Source organism: Pseudomonas sp. W22_MBD1_FP4, from assembly GCF_052113765.1.
GTDB lineage: Bacteria > Pseudomonadota > Gammaproteobacteria > Pseudomonadales > Pseudomonadaceae > Aquipseudomonas > Aquipseudomonas sivasensis.
On the sequence record NZ_JBGQOI010000032.1, the window covers coordinates 22,499 to 41,034 of the forward strand.

Annotated in this window: 16 protein-coding genes; 6 read left to right on the forward strand and 10 right to left on the reverse strand. The window is 62.5% G+C overall.

The window, feature by feature from the left end; all coding sequences use genetic code 11:
- Window positions 1–133: 133 nt before the first annotated feature.
- From ACEN2T_RS27825 to ACEN2T_RS27850, 6 genes are all read left to right on the forward strand, one after another.
- A complete protein-coding gene (locus tag ACEN2T_RS27825) occupies window positions 134–952 on the forward strand; it encodes an NAD-dependent epimerase/dehydratase family protein (RefSeq protein WP_032889940.1) in 819 nt (272 codons plus the stop codon).
- A gap of 30 nt (window positions 953–982) precedes the next feature.
- Window positions 983–1,858, forward strand: coding sequence for an SMP-30/gluconolactonase/LRE family protein (locus tag ACEN2T_RS27830; RefSeq protein ID WP_442117877.1), 876 nt, complete (start codon window positions 983–985; stop codon window positions 1,856–1,858).
- Between the two features lie 56 nt (window positions 1,859–1,914).
- Window positions 1,915–2,877 carry a TRAP transporter substrate-binding protein gene (locus ACEN2T_RS27835; RefSeq protein ID WP_032889942.1) on the forward strand — a complete coding sequence of 321 codons (963 nt, stop codon included), beginning with the start codon at window positions 1,915–1,917 and terminating at the stop codon, window positions 2,875–2,877.
- 63 nt (window positions 2,878–2,940) lie between these two features.
- Window positions 2,941–3,468 carry a TRAP transporter small permease gene (locus tag ACEN2T_RS27840; RefSeq protein WP_032889944.1) on the forward strand — a complete coding sequence of 176 codons (528 nt, stop codon included), beginning with the start codon at window positions 2,941–2,943 and terminating at the stop codon, window positions 3,466–3,468.
- Window position 3,469: 1 nt separating this feature from the next.
- Entirely contained in the window at window positions 3,470–4,750 is a 1,281-nt protein-coding gene (locus tag ACEN2T_RS27845) for a TRAP transporter large permease (RefSeq protein ID WP_032889946.1), read from the forward strand.
- The gene (locus ACEN2T_RS27850) at window positions 4,750–5,640 is read left to right on the forward strand and encodes an aldose 1-epimerase (RefSeq protein WP_442117878.1); all 891 of its coding nucleotides are present in this window, start codon (window positions 4,750–4,752) and stop codon (window positions 5,638–5,640) included. The genes ACEN2T_RS27845 and ACEN2T_RS27850 overlap by 1 nt, the downstream gene beginning before the upstream one ends.
- Window positions 5,641–5,830: 190 nt before the next feature.
- Here the strand turns inward: ACEN2T_RS27850 and ACEN2T_RS27855 are convergent, their stop codons facing one another.
- The 10 genes from ACEN2T_RS27855 to ACEN2T_RS27900 all read right to left on the reverse strand — a co-directional run bounded on the left by ACEN2T_RS27855 (window position 5,831) and on the right by ACEN2T_RS27900 (window position 18,535).
- Window positions 5,831–6,976, reverse strand: coding sequence for an HlyD family secretion protein (locus ACEN2T_RS27855; protein WP_032889950.1), 1,146 nt, complete (start codon window positions 6,974–6,976; stop codon window positions 5,831–5,833).
- Entirely contained in the window at window positions 6,973–8,619 is a 1,647-nt protein-coding gene (locus ACEN2T_RS27860; protein ID WP_032889953.1) for an MFS transporter, read from the reverse strand. Before ACEN2T_RS27860 ends, ACEN2T_RS27855 begins: the two co-directional genes overlap by 4 nt.
- 180 nt (window positions 8,620–8,799) lie before the next feature.
- Complete coding sequence (locus ACEN2T_RS27865) at window positions 8,800–10,278, reverse strand: DASS family sodium-coupled anion symporter (RefSeq protein WP_442117879.1); 1,479 nt, start codon at window positions 10,276–10,278, stop codon at window positions 8,800–8,802.
- A gap of 79 nt (window positions 10,279–10,357) precedes the next feature.
- Window positions 10,358–11,728, reverse strand: coding sequence for an ATP-binding response regulator (locus ACEN2T_RS27870; RefSeq protein WP_032889957.1), 1,371 nt, complete (start codon window positions 11,726–11,728; stop codon window positions 10,358–10,360).
- Entirely contained in the window at window positions 11,712–12,875 is a 1,164-nt protein-coding gene (gene ercA, locus ACEN2T_RS27875) for an alcohol dehydrogenase-like regulatory protein ErcA (RefSeq protein WP_032889958.1), read from the reverse strand. The genes ACEN2T_RS27870 and ercA overlap by 17 nt, the downstream gene beginning before the upstream one ends.
- A gap of 127 nt (window positions 12,876–13,002) precedes the next feature.
- Window positions 13,003–13,074 (reverse strand): pyrroloquinoline quinone precursor peptide PqqA, encoded by a 72-nt coding sequence (gene pqqA, locus ACEN2T_RS27880; RefSeq protein ID WP_010209364.1) that lies wholly within the window; start codon window positions 13,072–13,074, stop codon window positions 13,003–13,005.
- Window positions 13,075–13,314: 240 nt separating this feature from the next.
- Complete coding sequence (exaC, locus tag ACEN2T_RS27885) at window positions 13,315–14,835, reverse strand: acetaldehyde dehydrogenase ExaC (RefSeq protein WP_032889961.1); 1,521 nt, start codon at window positions 14,833–14,835, stop codon at window positions 13,315–13,317.
- 121 nt (window positions 14,836–14,956) lie between these two features.
- Entirely contained in the window at window positions 14,957–16,732 is a 1,776-nt protein-coding gene (locus ACEN2T_RS27890; protein WP_032889964.1) for a PQQ-dependent methanol/ethanol family dehydrogenase, read from the reverse strand.
- Between the two features lie 107 nt (window positions 16,733–16,839).
- Window positions 16,840–17,769 (reverse strand): quinoprotein relay system zinc metallohydrolase 1, encoded by a 930-nt coding sequence (locus ACEN2T_RS27895; RefSeq protein WP_032889965.1) that lies wholly within the window; start codon window positions 17,767–17,769, stop codon window positions 16,840–16,842.
- 16 nt (window positions 17,770–17,785) lie between these two features.
- A complete protein-coding gene (locus ACEN2T_RS27900) occupies window positions 17,786–18,535 on the reverse strand; it encodes a quinoprotein dehydrogenase-associated SoxYZ-like carrier (RefSeq protein WP_092490238.1) in 750 nt (249 codons plus the stop codon).
- Window position 18,536 lies beyond the last annotated feature (1 nt).

The window sequence follows — 18,536 nt, forward strand, 5'->3', positions numbered from 1 at the left end:
CCCTCATTGAGGGCAAGCCCTCTCCCACATTTTGCTCCGCACTCTGTCCGCAAGAACGTTGACAACCTGGGGGCTCCCTAACAATACTTCGGCATAGTCATACGACAACCTACAACAAAAATTTGGAATCCCCATGACCACGACCACCCCCGCTCCCTTCAACCGCCTGCTGCTCACCGGTGCCGCCGGTGGCCTCGGTAAAGTCCTGCGCGAGCGTCTGCGCCCTTACGCCCAAGTACTGCGCCTGTCCGACATCGCCGCCATGGCCCCGGCTGCCGATGCCTCGGAGGAAGTCCAACCGTGCGACCTCGCCGACAAACAAGCCGTGCACCACTTGGTGGAAGGCGTCGACGCCATCCTGCACTTTGGCGGTGTCTCGGTGGAGCGTCCGTTTGAAGAAATCCTCGGTGCCAATATCAGCGGCACATTCCATATCTACGAAGCCGCCCGTCGCCATGGCGTAAAGCGCGTGATCTTCGCCAGCTCCAACCATGTGATCGGCTTCTACAAGCAGACCGAAACCATCGACGCCCATTCCCCACGCCGCCCCGACAGCTACTACGGCCTGTCCAAATCCTATGGCGAAGACATGGCCAGCTTCTACTTCGACCGCTACGGCATCGAGACCGTGAGCATCCGTATCGGCTCCTCGTTCCCGGAACCGCAGAACCGTCGGATGATGCACACCTGGCTGAGTTTCGACGACCTCACTCAACTGCTCGAACGCGCGTTGTACACGCCGAACGTCGGCCACACCGTGGTCTACGGCATGTCGGATAACCTCGACACCTGGTGGGACAACCGCCACGCCGCACACCTGGGTTTTGTGCCCAAAGACACTTCCGAAGTGTTCCGCGCCCAGGTCGAAGCCCAGCCGCCAGTGGCAGCCGATGACCCGGCCAAGGTCTATCAGGGTGGCGCATTCTGCGCAGCCGGACCGTTCGGTGACTGAGTTCACATCAACCCAAGGGAATGAGTTGCCATGACTGCTGAATTGATCGTCGACGCCCGCAATGCCGTGGGCGAATGCCCGGTATGGGTGCCAGAGGAAAACGCGCTGTACTGGGTGGACATTCCCAACAGCGGCCTGCAGCGCTGGAGCGCCGGCAACGGCCATGTCGCCGCCTGGAAAGCCCCGCAGATGCTTGCCTGCATCGCCCGCACCAATGCGGGCAATTGGGTCGCAGGCATGGAAACCGGCTTTTTCCAACTCACCGCACACAACGACGGCAGCCTCGACACCACCCCTCTGGCCAGTGTCAAACACCCACGCCCGGACATGCGCCTGAACGATGGCCGCTGTGATCGTCAGGGCCGTTTCTGGGCTGGCAGCATGGTGCTCAACATGAGCGCCAATGCGGCGCTAGGCATCCTCTACCGTTATGCGTCCGGTTCAGCGCCCCACGCCCACCTTGACGGGTTCATCACCCTGAATGGCCTGGCCTTCAGCCCCGATGGCCGCACGATGTACGCCTCCGATTCCCACCCGCTGGTGCAGCTGATCTGGGCCTTCGACTACGACATCGAGACCGGCACGCCGTCCAATCGCCGCGTGTTTGTCGACATGAACCATTTCCTGGGTCGACCCGACGGCGCCGCGGTTGACGCCGAAGGCTGCTACTGGATCTGCGCCAACGACGCCGGTTTGGTCCACCGTTTCACCCCCGACGGTCGCCTGGATCGCTCCCTGAGCGTGCCGGTGAAAAAACCCACCATGTGCGCCTTCGGCGGCAGTCGGCTGGACACCCTCTTCGTCACCTCGATCCGTGATGACCAGAGCGACCAGTCCATCGCCGGCGGCGTGTTTGCGCTCAACCCCGGCGTCACCGGATTGCCGGAGCCCACCTTCACCCTCTAGCTGCATCGCTGTGCCTTGAATACAACAATAAAATAACAAGACAGGAGTGACCCCCAATGGACTTCAAACGCACCTTGCTCGCCGCCGCAGTGTTCACCCTCAGCAGCGCCGCTCACGCGCTGGAAATCAAATTCGCCGACATCCACCCCGCTGGCTACCCCACCGTGGTCGCCGAAGAAAACATGGGCAAGGCGCTGACCAAGGAAAGCAACGGCGAACTCACGTTCAAGTACTTCCCGGGCGGCGTGCTGGGTTCCGAGAAAGAAGTGGTCGAACAGGCCCAAGTGGGCGCCGTGCAGATGACCCGCGTCAGCCTCGGCATCGTCGGGCCGGTGGTGCCGGACGTGAACGTCTTCAACCTGCCGTTCGTGTTCCGCGACCAGGCGCATATGCGCAAGGTCATCGACGGCGAGATCGGCGATGAAATCCTCGCCAAGATCACCGACTCCGAGTTCGGCCTCGTGGCGCTGGCCTGGATGGACGGCGGCACGCGCAACCTTTACACCAAGAAACCGGTGCGCAAGATCGAAGACCTCAAGGGCATGAAGATCCGCGTGCAGGGCAACCCGCTGTTCATCGACGCCTTCAACGCCATGGGCGCCAACGGCATCGCCATGGACACCGGCGAGATCTTCAGTGCCTTGCAGACCGGTGTCATCGACGGCGCGGAGAACAACCCGCCCACCCTGCTGGAACACAACCACTTCCAGAACGCCAAGTACTACACCCTCACCGAACACCTGATCCTGCCTGAGCCCATCGTGATGTCGAAAATCACCTGGAACAAACTCACTCCCGCCCAGCAGGACATGGTGAAAAAAGCCGCTAAGGTCGCCCAGGCCGATGAGCGCGTGCTGTGGGACGCCAAGTCCGCCAGCAGTGAGGAAAAACTCAAGAAGGCCGGGGTCGAGTTCATCACCGTCGACAAAAAACCCTTCTACGACGCCACCGCCGCGGTGCGAGCCAAGTACGGCGCGCCTTACGCCGACATCATCAAGCGTATCGACGCCGTTCAGTAACGCCCCATTCCCTGACAAGGCCTGGCGCGGTCGGCATCGACGCGCCCGGTGACGGTGAACGCCATGAAGAATCTACTGCTGCGCATCAACGACCGTATCTACATGACCTGCATCTGGGTCGCCGGTCTCTCGGTCCTCGGGGTCGCACTGATCATTCCCTGGGGCATCTTCGCCCGCTACATCCTCGGCACCGGTTCCAGCTGGCCGGAGCCCACCGCTATCCTGCTGATGCTGGTGTTCACCTTTATCGGCGCAGCCGCCAGTTATCGTGCCGGGGCGCACATGTCGGTGGCCATGGTCACGGACCGCCTGCCACCTGCCCAACGCCGAATCGTCGGCATTTTCTCGCAACTGCTGATGGCGACAATCTGCCTGTTCATGGCGATCTGGGGCACCAAGTTGTGCCTGTCCACCTGGAACCAGTTCATGAGCGCCATCCCCACCCTGCGCGTGGGTATCACCTATATGCCGATCCCCATCGGGGGCGTGCTGACGCTGATTTTCGTGCTGGAAAAACTGCTGCTGGGCGACCAGAGCAACCGGCGCGTGGTGCGCTTCGACCTGGTAGAAGAAAACGAAGGGGCTGCCTGATATGGACGCATTGATTCTGCTGGGCAGCTTTATCGCCCTGATCCTGATCGGCATGCCAGTGGCCTATGCCCTGGGGCTGTCGGCGCTGATCGGCGCGTGGTGGATCGACATCCCGTTCCAGGCCCTGATGATTCAGGTGGCTGGCGGGGTGAACAAGTTTTCGCTGATGGCGATACCGTTCTTTGTGCTGGCTGGGGCGATCATGGCCGAGGGCGGCATGTCGCGGCGGCTGGTGGCGTTTGCCGGGGTGCTGGTGGGCTTTGTGCGCGGCGGGCTGTCCCTGGTGAACATCATGGCCTCGACGTTTTTCGGCGCGATCTCCGGCTCGTCGGTGGCGGACACCGCTTCGGTGGGCTCGGTGCTGATTCCAGAAATGGAGCGCCGTGGCTATCCACGGGAATTTGCCACGGCGGTGACCGTCAGCGGCTCGGTGCAGGCCTTGCTCACGCCACCCAGCCACAACTCGGTGCTCTACTCCCTGGCGGCTGGCGGCACAGTGTCCATCGCTTCGCTGTTCATGGCCGGCGTGGTGCCGGGCCTGCTGATGAGCGCGTGCCTGATGGTGCTGTGCCTGATCTTCGCGAAGAAACGCAACTACCCCAAAGGCGAAGTCATCCCCCTGAAGCAGGCGCTGAAGATTGCCGCCGATGCGCTCTGGGGCCTGATGGCCATGGTGATCATCCTCGGCGGCATCCTCTCGGGCATCTTCACTGCCACCGAGTCCGCCGCGATTGCGGTGCTGTGGGCGTTCTTCGTGACCATGTTCATCTACCGCGACTACAAGTGGCGCGAGCTGCCCAAGCTGATGCACCGCACGGTGCGCACGATTTCCATCGTGATGATCCTGATCGCCTTCGCCGCCAGCTTCGGCTACATCATGACCCTGATGCAGATCCCGGCGAAGATCACCACGCTGTTCCTGACGCTGTCGGACAACCGCTACGTGATCCTGATGTGCATCAACGCCATGCTGCTGTTGCTCGGCACGGTGATGGACATGGCGCCGCTGATCCTGATCCTCACGCCGATCCTGTTGCCGGTGGTGTTGGGTATCGGCGTCGACCCGGTGCACTTCGGCATGATCATGCTGGTGAACCTCGGCATCGGCCTGATCACCCCGCCGGTGGGCGCGGTGCTGTTTGTCGGCGCAGCGGTGGGCAAAACCACCATCGAGAAAACCGTAAAGGCGCTGGTGCCGTTTTATGCCGTGCTGTTCCTGGTGCTGATAGCAGTGACGTACATTCCAGCATTGTCGCTGTGGCTGCCGAGCGTGGTGCTGTAATGCTGATTGAACTTGAAGACAACCTGACCCACCTCACCTTGAATCCGGCCGTGGGCGGCAGCATCGTCAACTGGACGGTGCGCGCCACCGGGCAGCCGTTGCTGCGCCATAACGATGAGCAGGCGATCCATACCGGTTTGCCGGGCAAGCTGGGGTGCTATCCGTTGGTGCCCTGGTCCAACCGCATTGCCCACGGCGGTTTCGATAACCCCGACGGTTGGCTGGTGCTCACGCCTAACAGCCTGACCGATCCGCTGCCGATTCACGGTTCGGCCTGGCAACAAGCGTGGCAGGTGGTCAGCCAGTCGGCAGATGAAGTGGTGCTGGAGGTGGTCTGCCAGACGCCTTTTGCCTATCGCGCCGAGCAGCGGATTCACTTGAGCGATGGGGCCTTGCATATCGAACTGCGCGTGACCCATCTGGCCGAAACAGCGGCGTGGCATGGCGTGGGCTTGCATCCGTACTTTCCGCGTCGGCCGGGTACCCGGTTGCAGGCCAAGGCCGCGCAGGTGTGGATGAGTGACGCGTCCAAGCTGCCGACCGGCTTGGCACCGGTGCCGAACGAGTGGGATTTCCAGGAAATGAATGCCCTGCCCCAAGGCTTGGTGGACAACGGCTTTTGCCAGTGGGACGGGTATTGCCGGATCGAACAGCCGGACCTGGGCTATGCGCTGGAATGCCAGGCCAGCGGGGCCGATTACTTCCTGCTGTACTGCCCGCCGGGGCTGGGGTTCTTTTGCATCGAGCCGGTGAGTCATCCGGTGAATGCTCATCACCTAGCGGGAAGGCCGGGCCTGAAACTGCTGGAACACAATCAGTCGGTCCAACTCAATTTCAACCTGAAATACATTCAAAATGTGGGAGGGGGCTTGCCCCCGATGGCGGCCTGACAGCCGAACAGGATGCTGGAACAGACCGAGTACATATCCATTATTCAGCCAACGGCCGCTATGGGTTCCGCCCTTACGGCGGCTCGCTTCGCATCGTGATTACCGTTGACTGCTATAAAGTTGTGTAAATACCTATAGCTATCGGGGGCAAGCCCCTCCCACAGTTTTGATTTAGGTTTTGTCAGTGATGTCAGGGTGGAGAGTTTTTCAGACGCCCAGCCGTATCGATACTCACGACAACCGACAACCCCGGCCGCAACCGTTCGCTCTCAGCCTGATCCGGGTCCACCGTAATCCTTACCGGCACGCGCTGGGCAATCTTCACAAAGTTGCCCGTCGCGTTGTCCGCCTGCAACAGGCTGAACTCCGAGCCGGTGGCCGGCGAAATATGCTGCACCGTGCCATGAAACTTGCGGTGGTTCAGCGCATCTACGGTAAAGGTCACCGGCTGGCCGACCTGCACATTGTCCATTTGGGTTTCTTTCATATTGGCAATCACCCACAGCTGCTTCGGCACCAGTGCCATCAACTGCGCGCCAGAGTTGACGTAGGCACCGAGGCGCACGCCAATCTGCCCCAACTGACCGTCGCGGGGTGCGGTGATGCGGGTGTTGGACAGATCGATCCGCGCCAATTCCACCGCCGCATCGGCACTCGCCACCGCCGCTTCCAGGGAGCCGCGATTGACGATCACCGTCTGCAAATCCTGCCGCGCGATTTCCAGGCTGGCCTGGGCTTGGGCGACGGCGGCGACCGTCTGCGCATTGGCAGCACGGGTCACGTCCAGCTCGCGCTTGGACACCGAACCGTCGCTGATCAGCTCCTCGTTACGACGCAAATCCGCAGTGCTTTTACGCGCCTGTGCCTGGCTGTCTACCAGCGCAGCCTGGCGTAACTTGATGGTCGCTTCGGCGCTGTTGCGCTGCTGCACCACATTGGCCAGCGAGGCCTTCTGCACCGCCAGTTGCGCCAAGGCTTGGTCCAGGCGCTGCTTGTAGATGCGATCATCAAGGCGCACCAACAAGTCACCGGCCTTGACGTACTGGAAGTCCTGCACTGGCACCTCGAACACATAGCCGCTGAGCTGCGGGCCAATAATCGTCACTTGGCCACGTACCAGGGCGTTTTCAGTAGTTTCCACCGCGCTGCTGAAAGGCGGCAGTTGCCAGGCATACAGCACGATCAGTACCCCGACGATGGCAATCGCGGCGAAGCCCATGGACGAAAGGATGCGCACACGCAATGAGCGCGGCTCGGTGACCGTAGCGCCGGGCGGCATGGTGCCTTCCGGGGTGGATGCAATGGCGGTGGTGGTGGTTGTCGAAGGTTCGGTCATGAAGGTGCGCCGCTGGGTTGAACGGGAGGGGCTGCTGCTTGGGTGGTACTCATCAGCCACAGACTGCGAATAAATATCCAGAGCATGGTCAGGATCGCGATGATCGCAATCAGCATGAACACATCGTTGTAAGCCATGACATTCGCTTCACGGGTGGCCGCCGTGGCCAAGCTGCGGATACCCATCAGGTTGCGCAGCTCGGGGTCGGCAATGACACCGCCATAGGCCGAGCCACCGCTGCTCACCCGCGCGGCCACACGCGGGTCGAGCAAGGTCAAGTGTTCGACGATCATGCTGGAATGAAACTTCTCCCGCACGACCTGGAACGTTCCCAGCAACGCGGCTCCAATCAGGCCGCCGAGGTTCTGGCAAATGCCGAACATCACCGAAAAACTCACTAGATTGCGCGGGTTCGTCAGCACGTTCTTGGTGCCCAACACCATGGTCGGTCCCAGGAAAAAAGTGCCGCCAAAGCCCAACAGGAACTGGCTGATATACAGGTTTTCGGGCCGGGTCAGGTTGCTGGAGAAACTGTCCATCACCGAGCCCGTGGCCATCAGCGCCAGGGAGATCACCAGCGGCATCAGCAAGTGAGCCGGGTTGATCGTCAGCGCACTGACCGCCAGCCCGCTGATCGCGCCGGCCAGCATCACCACGTACAGCGTATGCATCTGCTGGTAGCTCATGTTCAACATCTGCATGAACCCGACCGCACCGGTGGACTGCTCCGACAGCACCATGCGAATCAGGATCACCGCCAGTGCCAGGCGAATCATGGTGCCGCTGCCCAGCCAACGGGTCATCAACATCGGGTTGGCGCGGTTATGCTCAATGGCCAGGCCGGCCATGATCAACACCAGGGAACAGGCTGACGCGATACCGATCCACGGGGCTTCCAGCCACCAGTCGATGCGCCCCAGGGACAGCACCGCACAGAGCAACGCCACGCCGGTGGCGAGGATGCCGAAGGTCAGGAAGTCGAGTTTCTCAAAGGTCTTGAAGCGGTCACCCGGCGGCAACTTGAGCAAGAACACACACCCCAGGCAGATCAGCGCCATCCCCAATTCAAACAGGTACAAACCGCGCCACTCGGCGATTTGCAGCAAATCTTCGGAGAACAACCGCGCCAGCGGCAACGCCAACTGCGCCGTGCCCAAACCCAGCACCAGGGCTTTGAGTCGCCACTTGGCGGGGAACGCCTGGATCATGTAGTACAAGCCCAACGAACTCAGGGCCGCGCCCACCATCCCATGGGCCGCCCGCACCGCGATGGCCGAACTGAGATCGTTAACGAACAAGTGGCCGAAGGTCACCAGCGCGTACAGCACCAGGAACACCTCGGTGAACACGCGCAGGCCGAACTGCTGGCGGAACTTCACCAGCAGCAGGTTCATGCACACGTTGGTCATCACATAGGCGGCGGGCAGCCAGGCCATTTCCGCTGTGGTCGCGCCGAGGGCGCCTTGCAGGTATTGCAGGTTGGCGATGACCAGGGCATTTCCCAGGCCGCCAGTGATCGCGACCAGCACACCGACCAGCGCATACAGCCAACGCTTGTGCGTAGGGTGCCACGGCGTCGACGGCGAACCGGGCAGGCTCGGGCGCTCGTGGGGTTCCCAGGTGTGGGGGGTGTATTTATCCATTCGATGACCTAGATGACCCGACGGGTGAGGTCGGTAAAACCATTACTCAGAGTAGTAAACCTGAGCGGGGTTCATCTTGCCATCTTGGGCATGGAATTGATGCCTGGAGCGGGTACGGTCAAAAGTCGGAGGGGGCTTGCTCTCTTTGGATAGCATGCCCATCCAGAACCGCCTTCCCGATCAGATCCACCCCAACCAACTCCAGTAAGTCGCCGCAAACACCAACATCAGCCCATACCCGATCAACGTCACCAGGATCCCCACCTTGGCGAACTGCCGCGCCGTAAACGTCCCAGTCCCCAGGCACACCATATTCTGCGGCGCATTAATCGGCAGGATGAACCCGTAGCTCATCACAAACCCCAGCAGCATGGTCATCCCCAACCGGTTGAACTCCCCGGGCAAGGTCTGCAACACCGCAATCAGGATCGGCAACAGCGCCGAGGTCAGCGCCGTGGCGCTGGCAAAGCCCAGGTGGATCACAATCAAAAACGCTCCCAAAATCGCAAACACCCCCAACGGCCCGACCTGATCCAACCCGGTATGCGCCACCACCTGGGAGCCCAGCCACTGCCCGGCTTGGGTCGTCAGCAACGCGGTGGCGAGGCTGATGCCCACGCCGAATACAATCACCGTGCCCCACGGAATACGCGACTGCACATCCTTCCAGGTCATCACCCCAATCCCCGGCAACAGCAGGAACACCAGCCCCGCGTAGGTGGTCGAGGTGGTATCGAAAGGGTGCAGGCGCCCTTCCGTCGCCCACGCCAACAGCAACAGCACCGACACGGTGAGCAAGCGCTTCTGCGGGCCGGTCATCGGGCCGATGTCCACCAGGGACTGGGCCACGGCCTCTTTACCACCGGGGATGCTGTCGGTTTCCGGCGGCAGCAGCTTGATCACCAGGAACAGCAACACCGCCGACATGATCACCGCCCACGGCGCGCCGGCGATCAGCCAGTCGATCCACGACACGCGCTGGCCGAGCATCTTGTCCATAAAGCCCACGGTCAGCAGGTTTTGCGCGGCGGCGGTCTGGATGCCGACGTTCCAGATGCTGGTGCCCTGGGCCACCACGATCATCAGGCCGGCGGCAATATTGGAGCGCTTGTCCACGCCAAACGCGGCGACCACGCCCATCATGATCGGCACCACACAGGCACTGCGCGCGGTGGCACTGGGCACCACGAGGCTGAGCAGGATGGTCACCGCAATCGCCCCCAGCAGAATGCCGCGGGTGCTGGTGCCGACGCGGGTCAGGGTCACGAGGGCGATGCGCCGGTCGAGGCCGGTGTGGGTCATGGCCGCCGCAATGAACAACGCGCCCGCCACCAAGGCCAGTGCCGGGTTGGAAAAGCCGGTGAGCGCCATGCTGATGGCCGGGCTGGAGCCGATCAGGTGGGCGGGGTCTTGCAGCGACGGCGCCGTGCCCAGCAAAAATGCCATGAGCGAGGTGATCATGATCGCGCTGGCCTCATAAGACACCGCCTCGGTGATCCACACCACCACGGCAAACGCGAGAATCGCCAGCATGCGCTGCCCGGCCACCGGCAGATCGGCGGGCAGCGGCAACAGCAGCACGCCGACCATCGCCAATACGCCGATCACCAGGCCCAGGGGCAACTTAAAGGATGCTGCGGTTGTTGCGGGGGCGTTCATGGCGGGCTCCGTCGTGCTCTAAATCAGGCAGGCAGCATGGGGCAAAGCGCCGCAACGGGTGTTGACGGGTATCAAGACCCTAGGTCAATAACTGGCTCAATACCGCCCGCAACTTGCCGGGCTTGAGCGGTTTGTTCAACAACGGCGCGTCAAGGCGGCGCAGCACACGACGGCATTGGTCGGTGCGGTCGGCGGTGATGATCACGGCCGGGATCTTTTGCGCGAAATGCTCGCGCAGATGCTTGACCACCGCAGCGCCCACCACGCCGTGGTCGAGGTGGTAGTCGGCGAGGATCAACTCCGGCGCCCTGCCCTGCAACGCCAGTAACGCGCCGGCCTGGTCGGTGGCGGTGACCACCTCACAGCCCCACTGCACCAGCAGCGCGCGCATGCTTTCGAGGATGCTCACCTCGTTATCGATCACCAGCAAACGCCGCCCCGGCAGCGGGTTGCCCGTGGTCGGCAGCACCGGCAGTTGGCTGATCGCCAGGGGCATCTCTTCGCTGATGGGCACCTCGATGCTGAACATCGAGCCACGCCCCGGCCACGAACGGACCGCCACCGGGTAGCCGAGGATCTCGGCGATACGCTCGACAATCGCCAGGCCCAGCCCCACGCCTTTGCGGTCCGAGGCGCGGCCGACGTCGAGCTGGTTGAATTCGAGGAAGATCGCGTCGAGCCGGTCGGCCGCGATGCCGCGCCCGGTGTCCCACACCTCCAGGCGCAGGCGATCGCCACGGCGGCGCGCGCCGAGCAGGATGCAGCCCTCGTCGGTGTAGCGGCAGGCGTTGCTGAGGAAGTTGCGCAGGATCCGCGTCACCAGGCGCAAGTCGGTGCGAATCGCATAATGGCCGGTACGCGCGCGCAGGTTCAGCCCGGCCGCCAGCGCCACCGACTGGAACTCCGAGACCAGCGGCGCAAACAGTTCATCCAGGCGATACAGCGCCACGTCGGGTTTGACCGCCGCCTGGTCGAGCCGCGAAATATCCAGCAAATCGGTGAGTAAATCTTCCGCGCCTTCCAGCGCCTGGTGAGTACGTTCCACCAGCACCTGCTCGACGCTGGGCAAGTTGCGTTCACGCAGGGTGGAGATCAGCAGCCGCGCCGCGTTCAGCGGTTGCAGCAGGTCATGGCTCGCGGCGGCGAGGTATTTGTCCTTGCTGCGGTTGGCAGCCTCCGCGGCGTCGCGCGCATCGCGCAATTCCTGCTCGACCTGCTCACGCTGGGCGATCTGCTGTTGCAGGTTGCGGTTGGCTTCCAGCAGCTCATCGGTGCGCGCGGCCACGCGCTGTTCCAGCTCATCGTTGAGACGGATATAGCGGTTGCGCTCCGCCTCCAGCTCGTCGAGGCGCGCGGTGAGTTCCGGGTAGTGACTCTTGCGTGCCGAGTGATTACCCAGGCCCAGCAGCCCGGCCAGTGCTTGTTGCTGGTCGTCAGAGCGCTTCGCCATAAACAACCTCGACGTCACGCTGGCTGGACTCACGAGGGTTGGTGAGGATGCAGGGGTCGTCCATCGCATGCTCGGACAGAAACGGAATATCCGCCACGCGCACCCCATGCAGACCCAGGGTTTCGTGGAAGCCAATTGCATGCTTGAGCGCGATCAGGTGGTCGACCAATCGTCCGCAGATCTGTCGATGGTTGAGGCCACGGCAGTCAATGCCAAAGGTCTCGGCAATCACCTTGAAGCGCTCCGGCGCCGAGTTGTAGTTGAACGCCACCACATGCTCCACCAGCACCGCGTTGCACAAACCGTGGGGCAAATCGAGAAAGCCGCCGAGGCTGTGGGACATGGCATGCACGGCGCCGAGGATCGCGTTGGAAAACGCCAGGCCCGCCTGCATGCTGCCGAGCATGATTTTCTCGCGCAGGGCAATGTCCGTGGGGTTGGCGATCATCTGCACAAGGTTGCCGTTGATCAGGCGCATGGCTTCCAGCGCATGGGGGTCGGTCAGCGGGCCGTGGCCGGTGGACACGAACGCCTCGATGGCATGCACCAGCGCGTCGATGCCGGTACAGGCGGACAGGAACGGGTCCATGCTCGCCGTGGTTTCCGGGTCGATCAGCGACACATCCGGCACCACCGCCTTGCTGACGATGGAGAACTTCATGCGCTCCTGCTGGTTGGAAATGATCACGAACTGCGAGACATCCGCCGACGTACCGGCGGTGGTGGGGATCAGGATCAACGGCGGGCTGGGCACACGAATGGTGTCCACGCCCTCGAACTCAAGAATGCTACGCCCATGGGCGACCACAATGCCGATGGCCTTGCCGCAATCCATCGGACTGCCGCCGCCGATGGCCACGATCACGTCGCAATGGTTTTCCCGATACACCTCGGCGCCGAGCATTACTTCTTCGACGCGCGGATTGGGCGACACAGCGCTGTACAGGCAGTAGTCGATACCGATGGCTTGCAGGCTGGCTTCCACATCCGCCACCCAACCGGCAGCGATCACACCGGGGTCGCTGACGACCAGCACCTTGCGCGCACCGAAGGTCTTGGCATAGTTACCGACGTTGTGCCGGCAGCCGGCACCGAAGATGATTTCAGGCGAGACGAATTTACGCAGGAGGCTCAGATTGGGGCTCATTGGAAAGCCTGTTCTTATTATTTTTGGGAGATGCGCTTCACACTAACCCATTCGCAGGCGAATGCAATCAGACCAAAGGGTCATTCCCAATACGGCACCGGCCAGCGCGAGGCTGGCCGGAGATGGATCAACGGCTGGCGAAGTACATGGTCACTTCGAAGCCGATACGCAGGTCGGTGAAGGCGGGTTTGGTCCACATGGGGAGAGTCCTCTTGTTGTGCCGGAAGATTCCGGTAGAGGCATTAATGCATGGGGGGATGGGGGTGCGAATGCTACTTTCGAAGGAGCTCGCACCCGCATTGGTAGCGGGTATACGCCGATCAAAATGTGGGAGGGGGCTTGCTCCCGATAGCAATGTGTCAGCCACATCACTGTTGACTGACCCACCGCCATCGGGAGCAAGCCCCCTCCCACAGGGGACCGCGTTGCAATCCGAGGGTTAGAAGAAACCCAATGGATTGATGTCGTAGCTCACCAGCAAATTCTTGGTCTGCTGGTAGTGATCGAGCATCATCTTGTGGTTCTCACGCCCCACGCCCGACTTTTTGTAGCCGCCAAACGCCGCATGCGCCGGGTACAGGTGATAACAGTTGGTCCACACGCGGCCAGCCTTGATCGCCCGGCCCATGCGGTAGGCGCGGTTGATGTCGCGGGTCCACAGCCCGGCGCCGAGGCCGAATTCGCTGTCGTTGGCAATGGCCAGGGCTTCGGCTTCGTCCTTGAAGGTGGTGATACCCACCACCGGGCCGAAGATTTCTTCCTGGAACACGCGCATCTTGTTGTGGCCCTTGAGCAGGGTCGGCTGGATGTAATAACCGCTGGACAGGTCGCCTTCCAGGCGCTCGGCCGCGCCGCCGGTGAGCAGCTCGGCGCCCTCTTCCTGGGCGATCTTGAGGTAGGAGAGGATCTTGTCGTATTGCTGCTCGGACGCCTGGGCGCCGACCATGGTCTCGGTGTCCAACGGGTTGCCGCGCTTGATCTTGACGATCTTCTTCATCACCACTTTCATGAAGTCGTCGTAGATCGACTCCTGCACCAGCGCCCGCGACGGGCAGGTGCACACTTCGCCCTGGTTGAAGAACGCCAACACCAGGCCTTCGGCGGCTTTTTCGATGAATTGCGGCTCGGCCTGCATGATGTCTTCGAAGAAGATGTTCGGCGACTTGCCGCCCAGTTCCACGGTAGACGGAATGAGGTTCTCGGCGGCCGCGTGCATGATGTGAGCACCGATTGGGGTCGAGCCGGTAAAGGCAATCTTGGCGATGCGCTTGCTGGTGGCCAGTGCCTCCCCGGCTTCGCGGCCAAAGCCCTGGACGATATTCAGCACGCCCGGTGGCAGCAGGTCATTGATCAACTCGGCAAACACCATGATCGACAGCGGTGTCTGCTCGGCCGGCTTGAGCACGATGCAGTTACCGGCAGCGAGGGCCGGGGCGAGTTTCCAGGCGGCCATCAGCAGCGGGAAGTTCCACGGAATGATCTGCCCGACCACGCCCAATGGCTCATGGAAGTGGTAGGCCGCGGTGTGTTCGTTGATCTCGGCGGCGCCGCCTTCCTGGGCGCGGATGCAGCCGGCGAAGTAGCGGAAGTGGTCGGCGGCCAGGGGCACGTCAGCGTTGAGGGTTTCGCGCACGGCCTTGCCGTTGTCCCAGCTTTCGGTCACGGCCAGTACTTCGAGATTCTGCTCGATACGGTCGGCGATTTTCAGCAGCACCAGGGAGCGATCCTGGGGCGACGTCTTGCCCCAGGCGTCAGCGGCGGCATGGGCGGCGTCGAGGGCTTTGTCGATATCGGCAGCGTTGGAGCGCGGGAATTCGGCGATCGCTTCACCGGTCACTGGCGAGGTGTTGGTGAAATACTCACCGCTCAGCGGGGCGACGAACTCTCCGCCGATGTAATTTCCGTAGCGCTGCTTGAAGCTGACGATAGCGCCAGGGGTGCCAGGTTGTGCGTAGATCATGTTAAAGCCTCTGTCTGGGTCCGGGCCTGTCGGTCAACAGGCGATGACCCGATAGTAAAGAGCCCCCGTTGCCGGGCGAATGCGCCGTTGGCAGGGGGGCACTTGTCATTTGGTCGTAGATTCAGTGTTTGGCGACCAGCTCTTTGGGCAGCTTGAAGGTCCAGAGCATGCCGCCCTGGTTGAAGTCCTTGATGCGCTTGGCCACCTCACCGCCCCACAACGGCACCGCGCCGCCCCAGCCGGAGAGCACCGAGACGTACTGTTCGCCGTCCATTTCCCAGGTCACAGGCGAACCGAGCACGCCGGAGCCGGTCTGGAATTCCCAGACCTTCTCGCCAGTCTTGGCGTTGAATGCTTGCAGGAAACCTTCCGGCGTACCGGTGAACACCAGGTTGCCCTTGGTGGTCAGCACCCCGCCCCACAGCGGCGCGAAGTTCTTGTGGCGCCAGACTTCCTTACCCGTCTTAGGATCGATGGCGCGCAGTACGCCGATGTAGTCTTCGTTCAACGGCTTGATAGTGAAGCCCGCGCCGAGGAACGCCGCGCCTTTCTTGTAGGCGATACCTTCGTTCCAGATGTCCATGCCCCACTCGTTGGACGGCACGTAGAACAGCCCGGTGTCACGGTTGTAGGCCATCGGCATCCAGTTCTTCGCACCGAGGAACGCCGGTGCGACAAACACCGAAGTGCCCTTGGTTTCGCTGCCCGGCGCACCTGGGCGGCTGGCTTCGTTGTAGATCGGACGACCGTCCTTATCCAGGCCCGTGGCCCAGGTGATCTTGTCGACAAACGGGAAGCCTCGGATGAACTTGCCGTTGGTGCGATCGAGCACGTAGAAGAAGCCGTTGCGGTCGGCGGTGGCCGCAGCTTTGATTTCCTTGCCACCTTCGGTGTAGTTGAAGGAGACCAGCTCGTTGACGCCGTCATAGTCCCAACCGTCGTGGGGCGTGCTCTGGAAGTGCCACTTGATGGTGCCGTCGTCCGGGTTCAGCGCCAGGCGCGAGGACGAGTAAAGGTTGTCGCCAGGGCGCAGGTGCGAGTTCCACGGCGCCGGGTTGCCGGTGCCGAACAGCAGCAGGTTGGTTTCAGGGTCGTAGTAGCCGCCCAGCCACGGTGCCGCGCCGCCGGTTTTCCACAAATCCCCCGGCCAGGTCTTGCCCGCCTCGCCGCCGGAGATGCCGTTTTCCACAGCCTTGCCGTCTTTGTAGACATAACCCATATGGCCTTCGACCGTCGGGCGGCTCCACAGCAGCTCGCCGTTTTTCGGGTCATAGGCCTGGATCTTGCCGACCACGCCGAATTCGCCACCGGCCACGCCGGTGATCAGCTTGCCGTTGACCACCAGGGGCGCGGCGCTGATCGAGTAACCTTCCTTGTGGTCAGCGACCTGCTTGCTCCACACCACTTTGCCGGTGTCTTTGTTCAGCGCCACCAGCTTGGCGTCGAGGGTGCCGAAGAACACCAGGTCGCCGTACAGCGCCACGCCACGGTTGATCACGTCACAGCACGGGCGGATGTCATCGGGCAGACGCGCATCGTACTGCCAGAGTTTCTTGCCGGTGCGCGCATCCACCGCGAACACCCGCGAGTAGGAACCGGTGAGGTACATCACCCCGTCCTTGATCATCGGCTGCGCCTGTTGCCCACGCTGCTTTTCGCCGCCAAAGGAAAACGCCCAGACCGGGCGCAGTTCCTTGACGTTATCGACGTTCAGGGTGTCGAGGGGGCTGTAGCGCTGGCCCTGCACGCCCAGGCCGTTGGTGACGATCTGCCCGGGGTTTTTCGGGTCCTGGAGGATGTCCTCATCGGTGACCGAGGCCATGGCCTGGCCGGATAACAGGATGGCACCGAGCAACACACTCAAGGCGAAGGGTTGGCGACGTGCGGGTTGGGTCATGACGGCTACCTCTGCGGTTTTTTGTTATACCCGGGAAATTTTCCCGGTCTGGTGCAGATTCTTGGGCGCAGGGGCCATTGTCACAATTGACCGCAGTATCGAGTTTGCTAGTTCCTTAGTAGCGGTTGCATCTGCTCGCGCTCGTAACGCGGGTACAGGTGGCTGACGCTGCGGATCAGTTCATAGCGGCTCAGGCTGATCGCGGCGAAGCGTTCGGGGATGGGGCTGCGGATCATCTCGGCCATGTCGTTGCCCTTGGCAGCGCCGTCACGCAGCAGTTGATCGAGCCAGGTCAGGTAGTCGCGCATTTGCGTGAAGGGTTGCGCGTCGCTGGCCACCGGGCCATGGCCCGGCACGATCAGGGTCCAGGGCAAGGCTTGCAGGGTGCCGAGGTCGGCCAGCCACACCGCCAGCCCCGGGCTGTTGGGGGTGGTGAGCGCGCGTTGGTAAAACACCAGGTCGCCGGCGAACAGCACGCCGGTGCTCTGGTCGAAGATCGCCAGGTCGGCGCCGGTGTGACCGGTGAGCGCGAGCAGGCGCAAGTCGTGGCGGCCGACGCTCAGCACCCCGGGTTCCAGCACCTGGGTGGGCAACACCACCTCGGTGCCGCGCATCCAGTCGCCGACCATGCGGTAGAGGTTTTCCGCCATGCCGTCGCCCTGCTCATGCAGCAGCCGCGTGGTCTCGGCCAGGGCGCCGATGGGCACGTCCTTGAAGGCCTGGTTGCCCAGCGCATGGTCGGGGTGATGATGGGTAATCAGCACCTGGATCACCGGCTTGGGGGTGACGCGGGCGATGGCCTCGCGCATCGCTTCGCCGTAGCGCCGCGACGGCCCGGTGTCGATCACCACCACGCCGGCCTCGGTGACGATGAAGGCGGTGTTGACGATATTGCCGCCATTGGCCTTGGCAAAATTGTCAGTGCTGCCTTCGAGTAGCCAGGTGTCGTCGGCGATCAGCCGGGGCTTGAGGGCGTAGTCGAGATCTGCCAGGGCGGGCAAGCTCAGGCCCAGGCACAACAATAGAATCCAGCGCATGCCGCGCTCCTTCTGGTCAGGGGATGGCCGCGTCGAACTCGTTGCCGCTGTTGTCACGCAGCACCAGTCGGGTGGGCCCCGGCGCGTCGATGTCGAAGGCCAGGTTGGGGTTCTCGCTAACCGCCGGGAACAGCTCAAGATCAGCCAGCACTTGGCCGTCCTGGCCGCGCAGTTGCGCATGGTTGATAAAAAACTCGGGGATGCCGCTGACCATGCCGTTGTCCATCGGGTGCGCCACCTGCACACGCACACGGCTGAACTCGCCACGCGGGTAACGGCCGCCGAGCACTTCGCCGATGTGCTCTTCCCAACCCGGCTGGGTGCGTACCACGCTGGGCGCGGTGCAGCCGCCACCGGCCGCGTCGATCAGGGTCGAGCCCACATGCCACAGGCCGTCATCGGTGAGCACCGCCGCACGCAACGGCGTGGCCTGCTCGATACGAATGCGCAGCGACAGCCACGGCAGCACGCCGGCCTTGGGCTGGAAGTCGACGATTTTCGGCAATGGGTTGAGCTCGGCCCAGGCGAGGATTTTCACCACATGGCCGTTGAAGGCGCGGGCGTCGATTTCCAGCGGCACCTGGCGCGCATCTTCGGCGAACGGCGGCGCCAGCAGCTTGACCCGGTCGTCGAACACGAACGGCGCCTCGGCCAGGAACTGCTTGTGATAGAACGCCCACATCACCGACGGCACCGGGTCGACCTCCACGGCGTGAGCCGCCAGCGGCAGCCAACACGCCAAGATGCAGCTCAGTCGCCAGTTCATC

Coding starts and splice junctions, on each gene's coding strand:
- ACEN2T_RS27825 (WP_032889940.1), top strand. CDS start 134: ATGACCACGACCACCCCCGCTCCCTTCAACCGCCTGCTGCTCACCGGT.
- ACEN2T_RS27830 (WP_442117877.1), top strand. CDS start 983: ATGACTGCTGAATTGATCGTCGACGCCCGCAATGCCGTGGGCGAATGC.
- ACEN2T_RS27835 (WP_032889942.1), top strand. CDS start 1,915: ATGGACTTCAAACGCACCTTGCTCGCCGCCGCAGTGTTCACCCTCAGC.
- ACEN2T_RS27840 (WP_032889944.1), top strand. CDS start 2,941: ATGAAGAATCTACTGCTGCGCATCAACGACCGTATCTACATGACCTGC.
- ACEN2T_RS27845 (WP_032889946.1), top strand. CDS start 3,470: ATGGACGCATTGATTCTGCTGGGCAGCTTTATCGCCCTGATCCTGATC.
- ACEN2T_RS27850 (WP_442117878.1), top strand. CDS start 4,750: ATGCTGATTGAACTTGAAGACAACCTGACCCACCTCACCTTGAATCCG.
- ACEN2T_RS27855 (WP_032889950.1), bottom strand. CDS start 6,976: ATGACCGAACCTTCGACAACCACCACCACCGCCATTGCATCCACCCCG.
- ACEN2T_RS27860 (WP_032889953.1), bottom strand. CDS start 8,619: ATGGATAAATACACCCCCCACACCTGGGAACCCCACGAGCGCCCGAGC.
- ACEN2T_RS27865 (WP_442117879.1), bottom strand. CDS start 10,278: ATGAACGCCCCCGCAACAACCGCAGCATCCTTTAAGTTGCCCCTGGGC.
- ACEN2T_RS27870 (WP_032889957.1), bottom strand. CDS start 11,728: ATGGCGAAGCGCTCTGACGACCAGCAACAAGCACTGGCCGGGCTGCTG.
- ercA (WP_032889958.1), bottom strand. CDS start 12,875: ATGAGCCCCAATCTGAGCCTCCTGCGTAAATTCGTCTCGCCTGAAATC.
- exaC (WP_032889961.1), bottom strand. CDS start 14,835: ATGATCTACGCACAACCTGGCACCCCTGGCGCTATCGTCAGCTTCAAG.
- ACEN2T_RS27890 (WP_032889964.1), bottom strand. CDS start 16,732: ATGACCCAACCCGCACGTCGCCAACCCTTCGCCTTGAGTGTGTTGCTC.
- ACEN2T_RS27895 (WP_032889965.1), bottom strand. CDS start 17,769: ATGCGCTGGATTCTATTGTTGTGCCTGGGCCTGAGCTTGCCCGCCCTG.
- ACEN2T_RS27900 (WP_092490238.1), bottom strand. CDS start 18,535: ATGAACTGGCGACTGAGCTGCATCTTGGCGTGTTGGCTGCCGCTGGCG.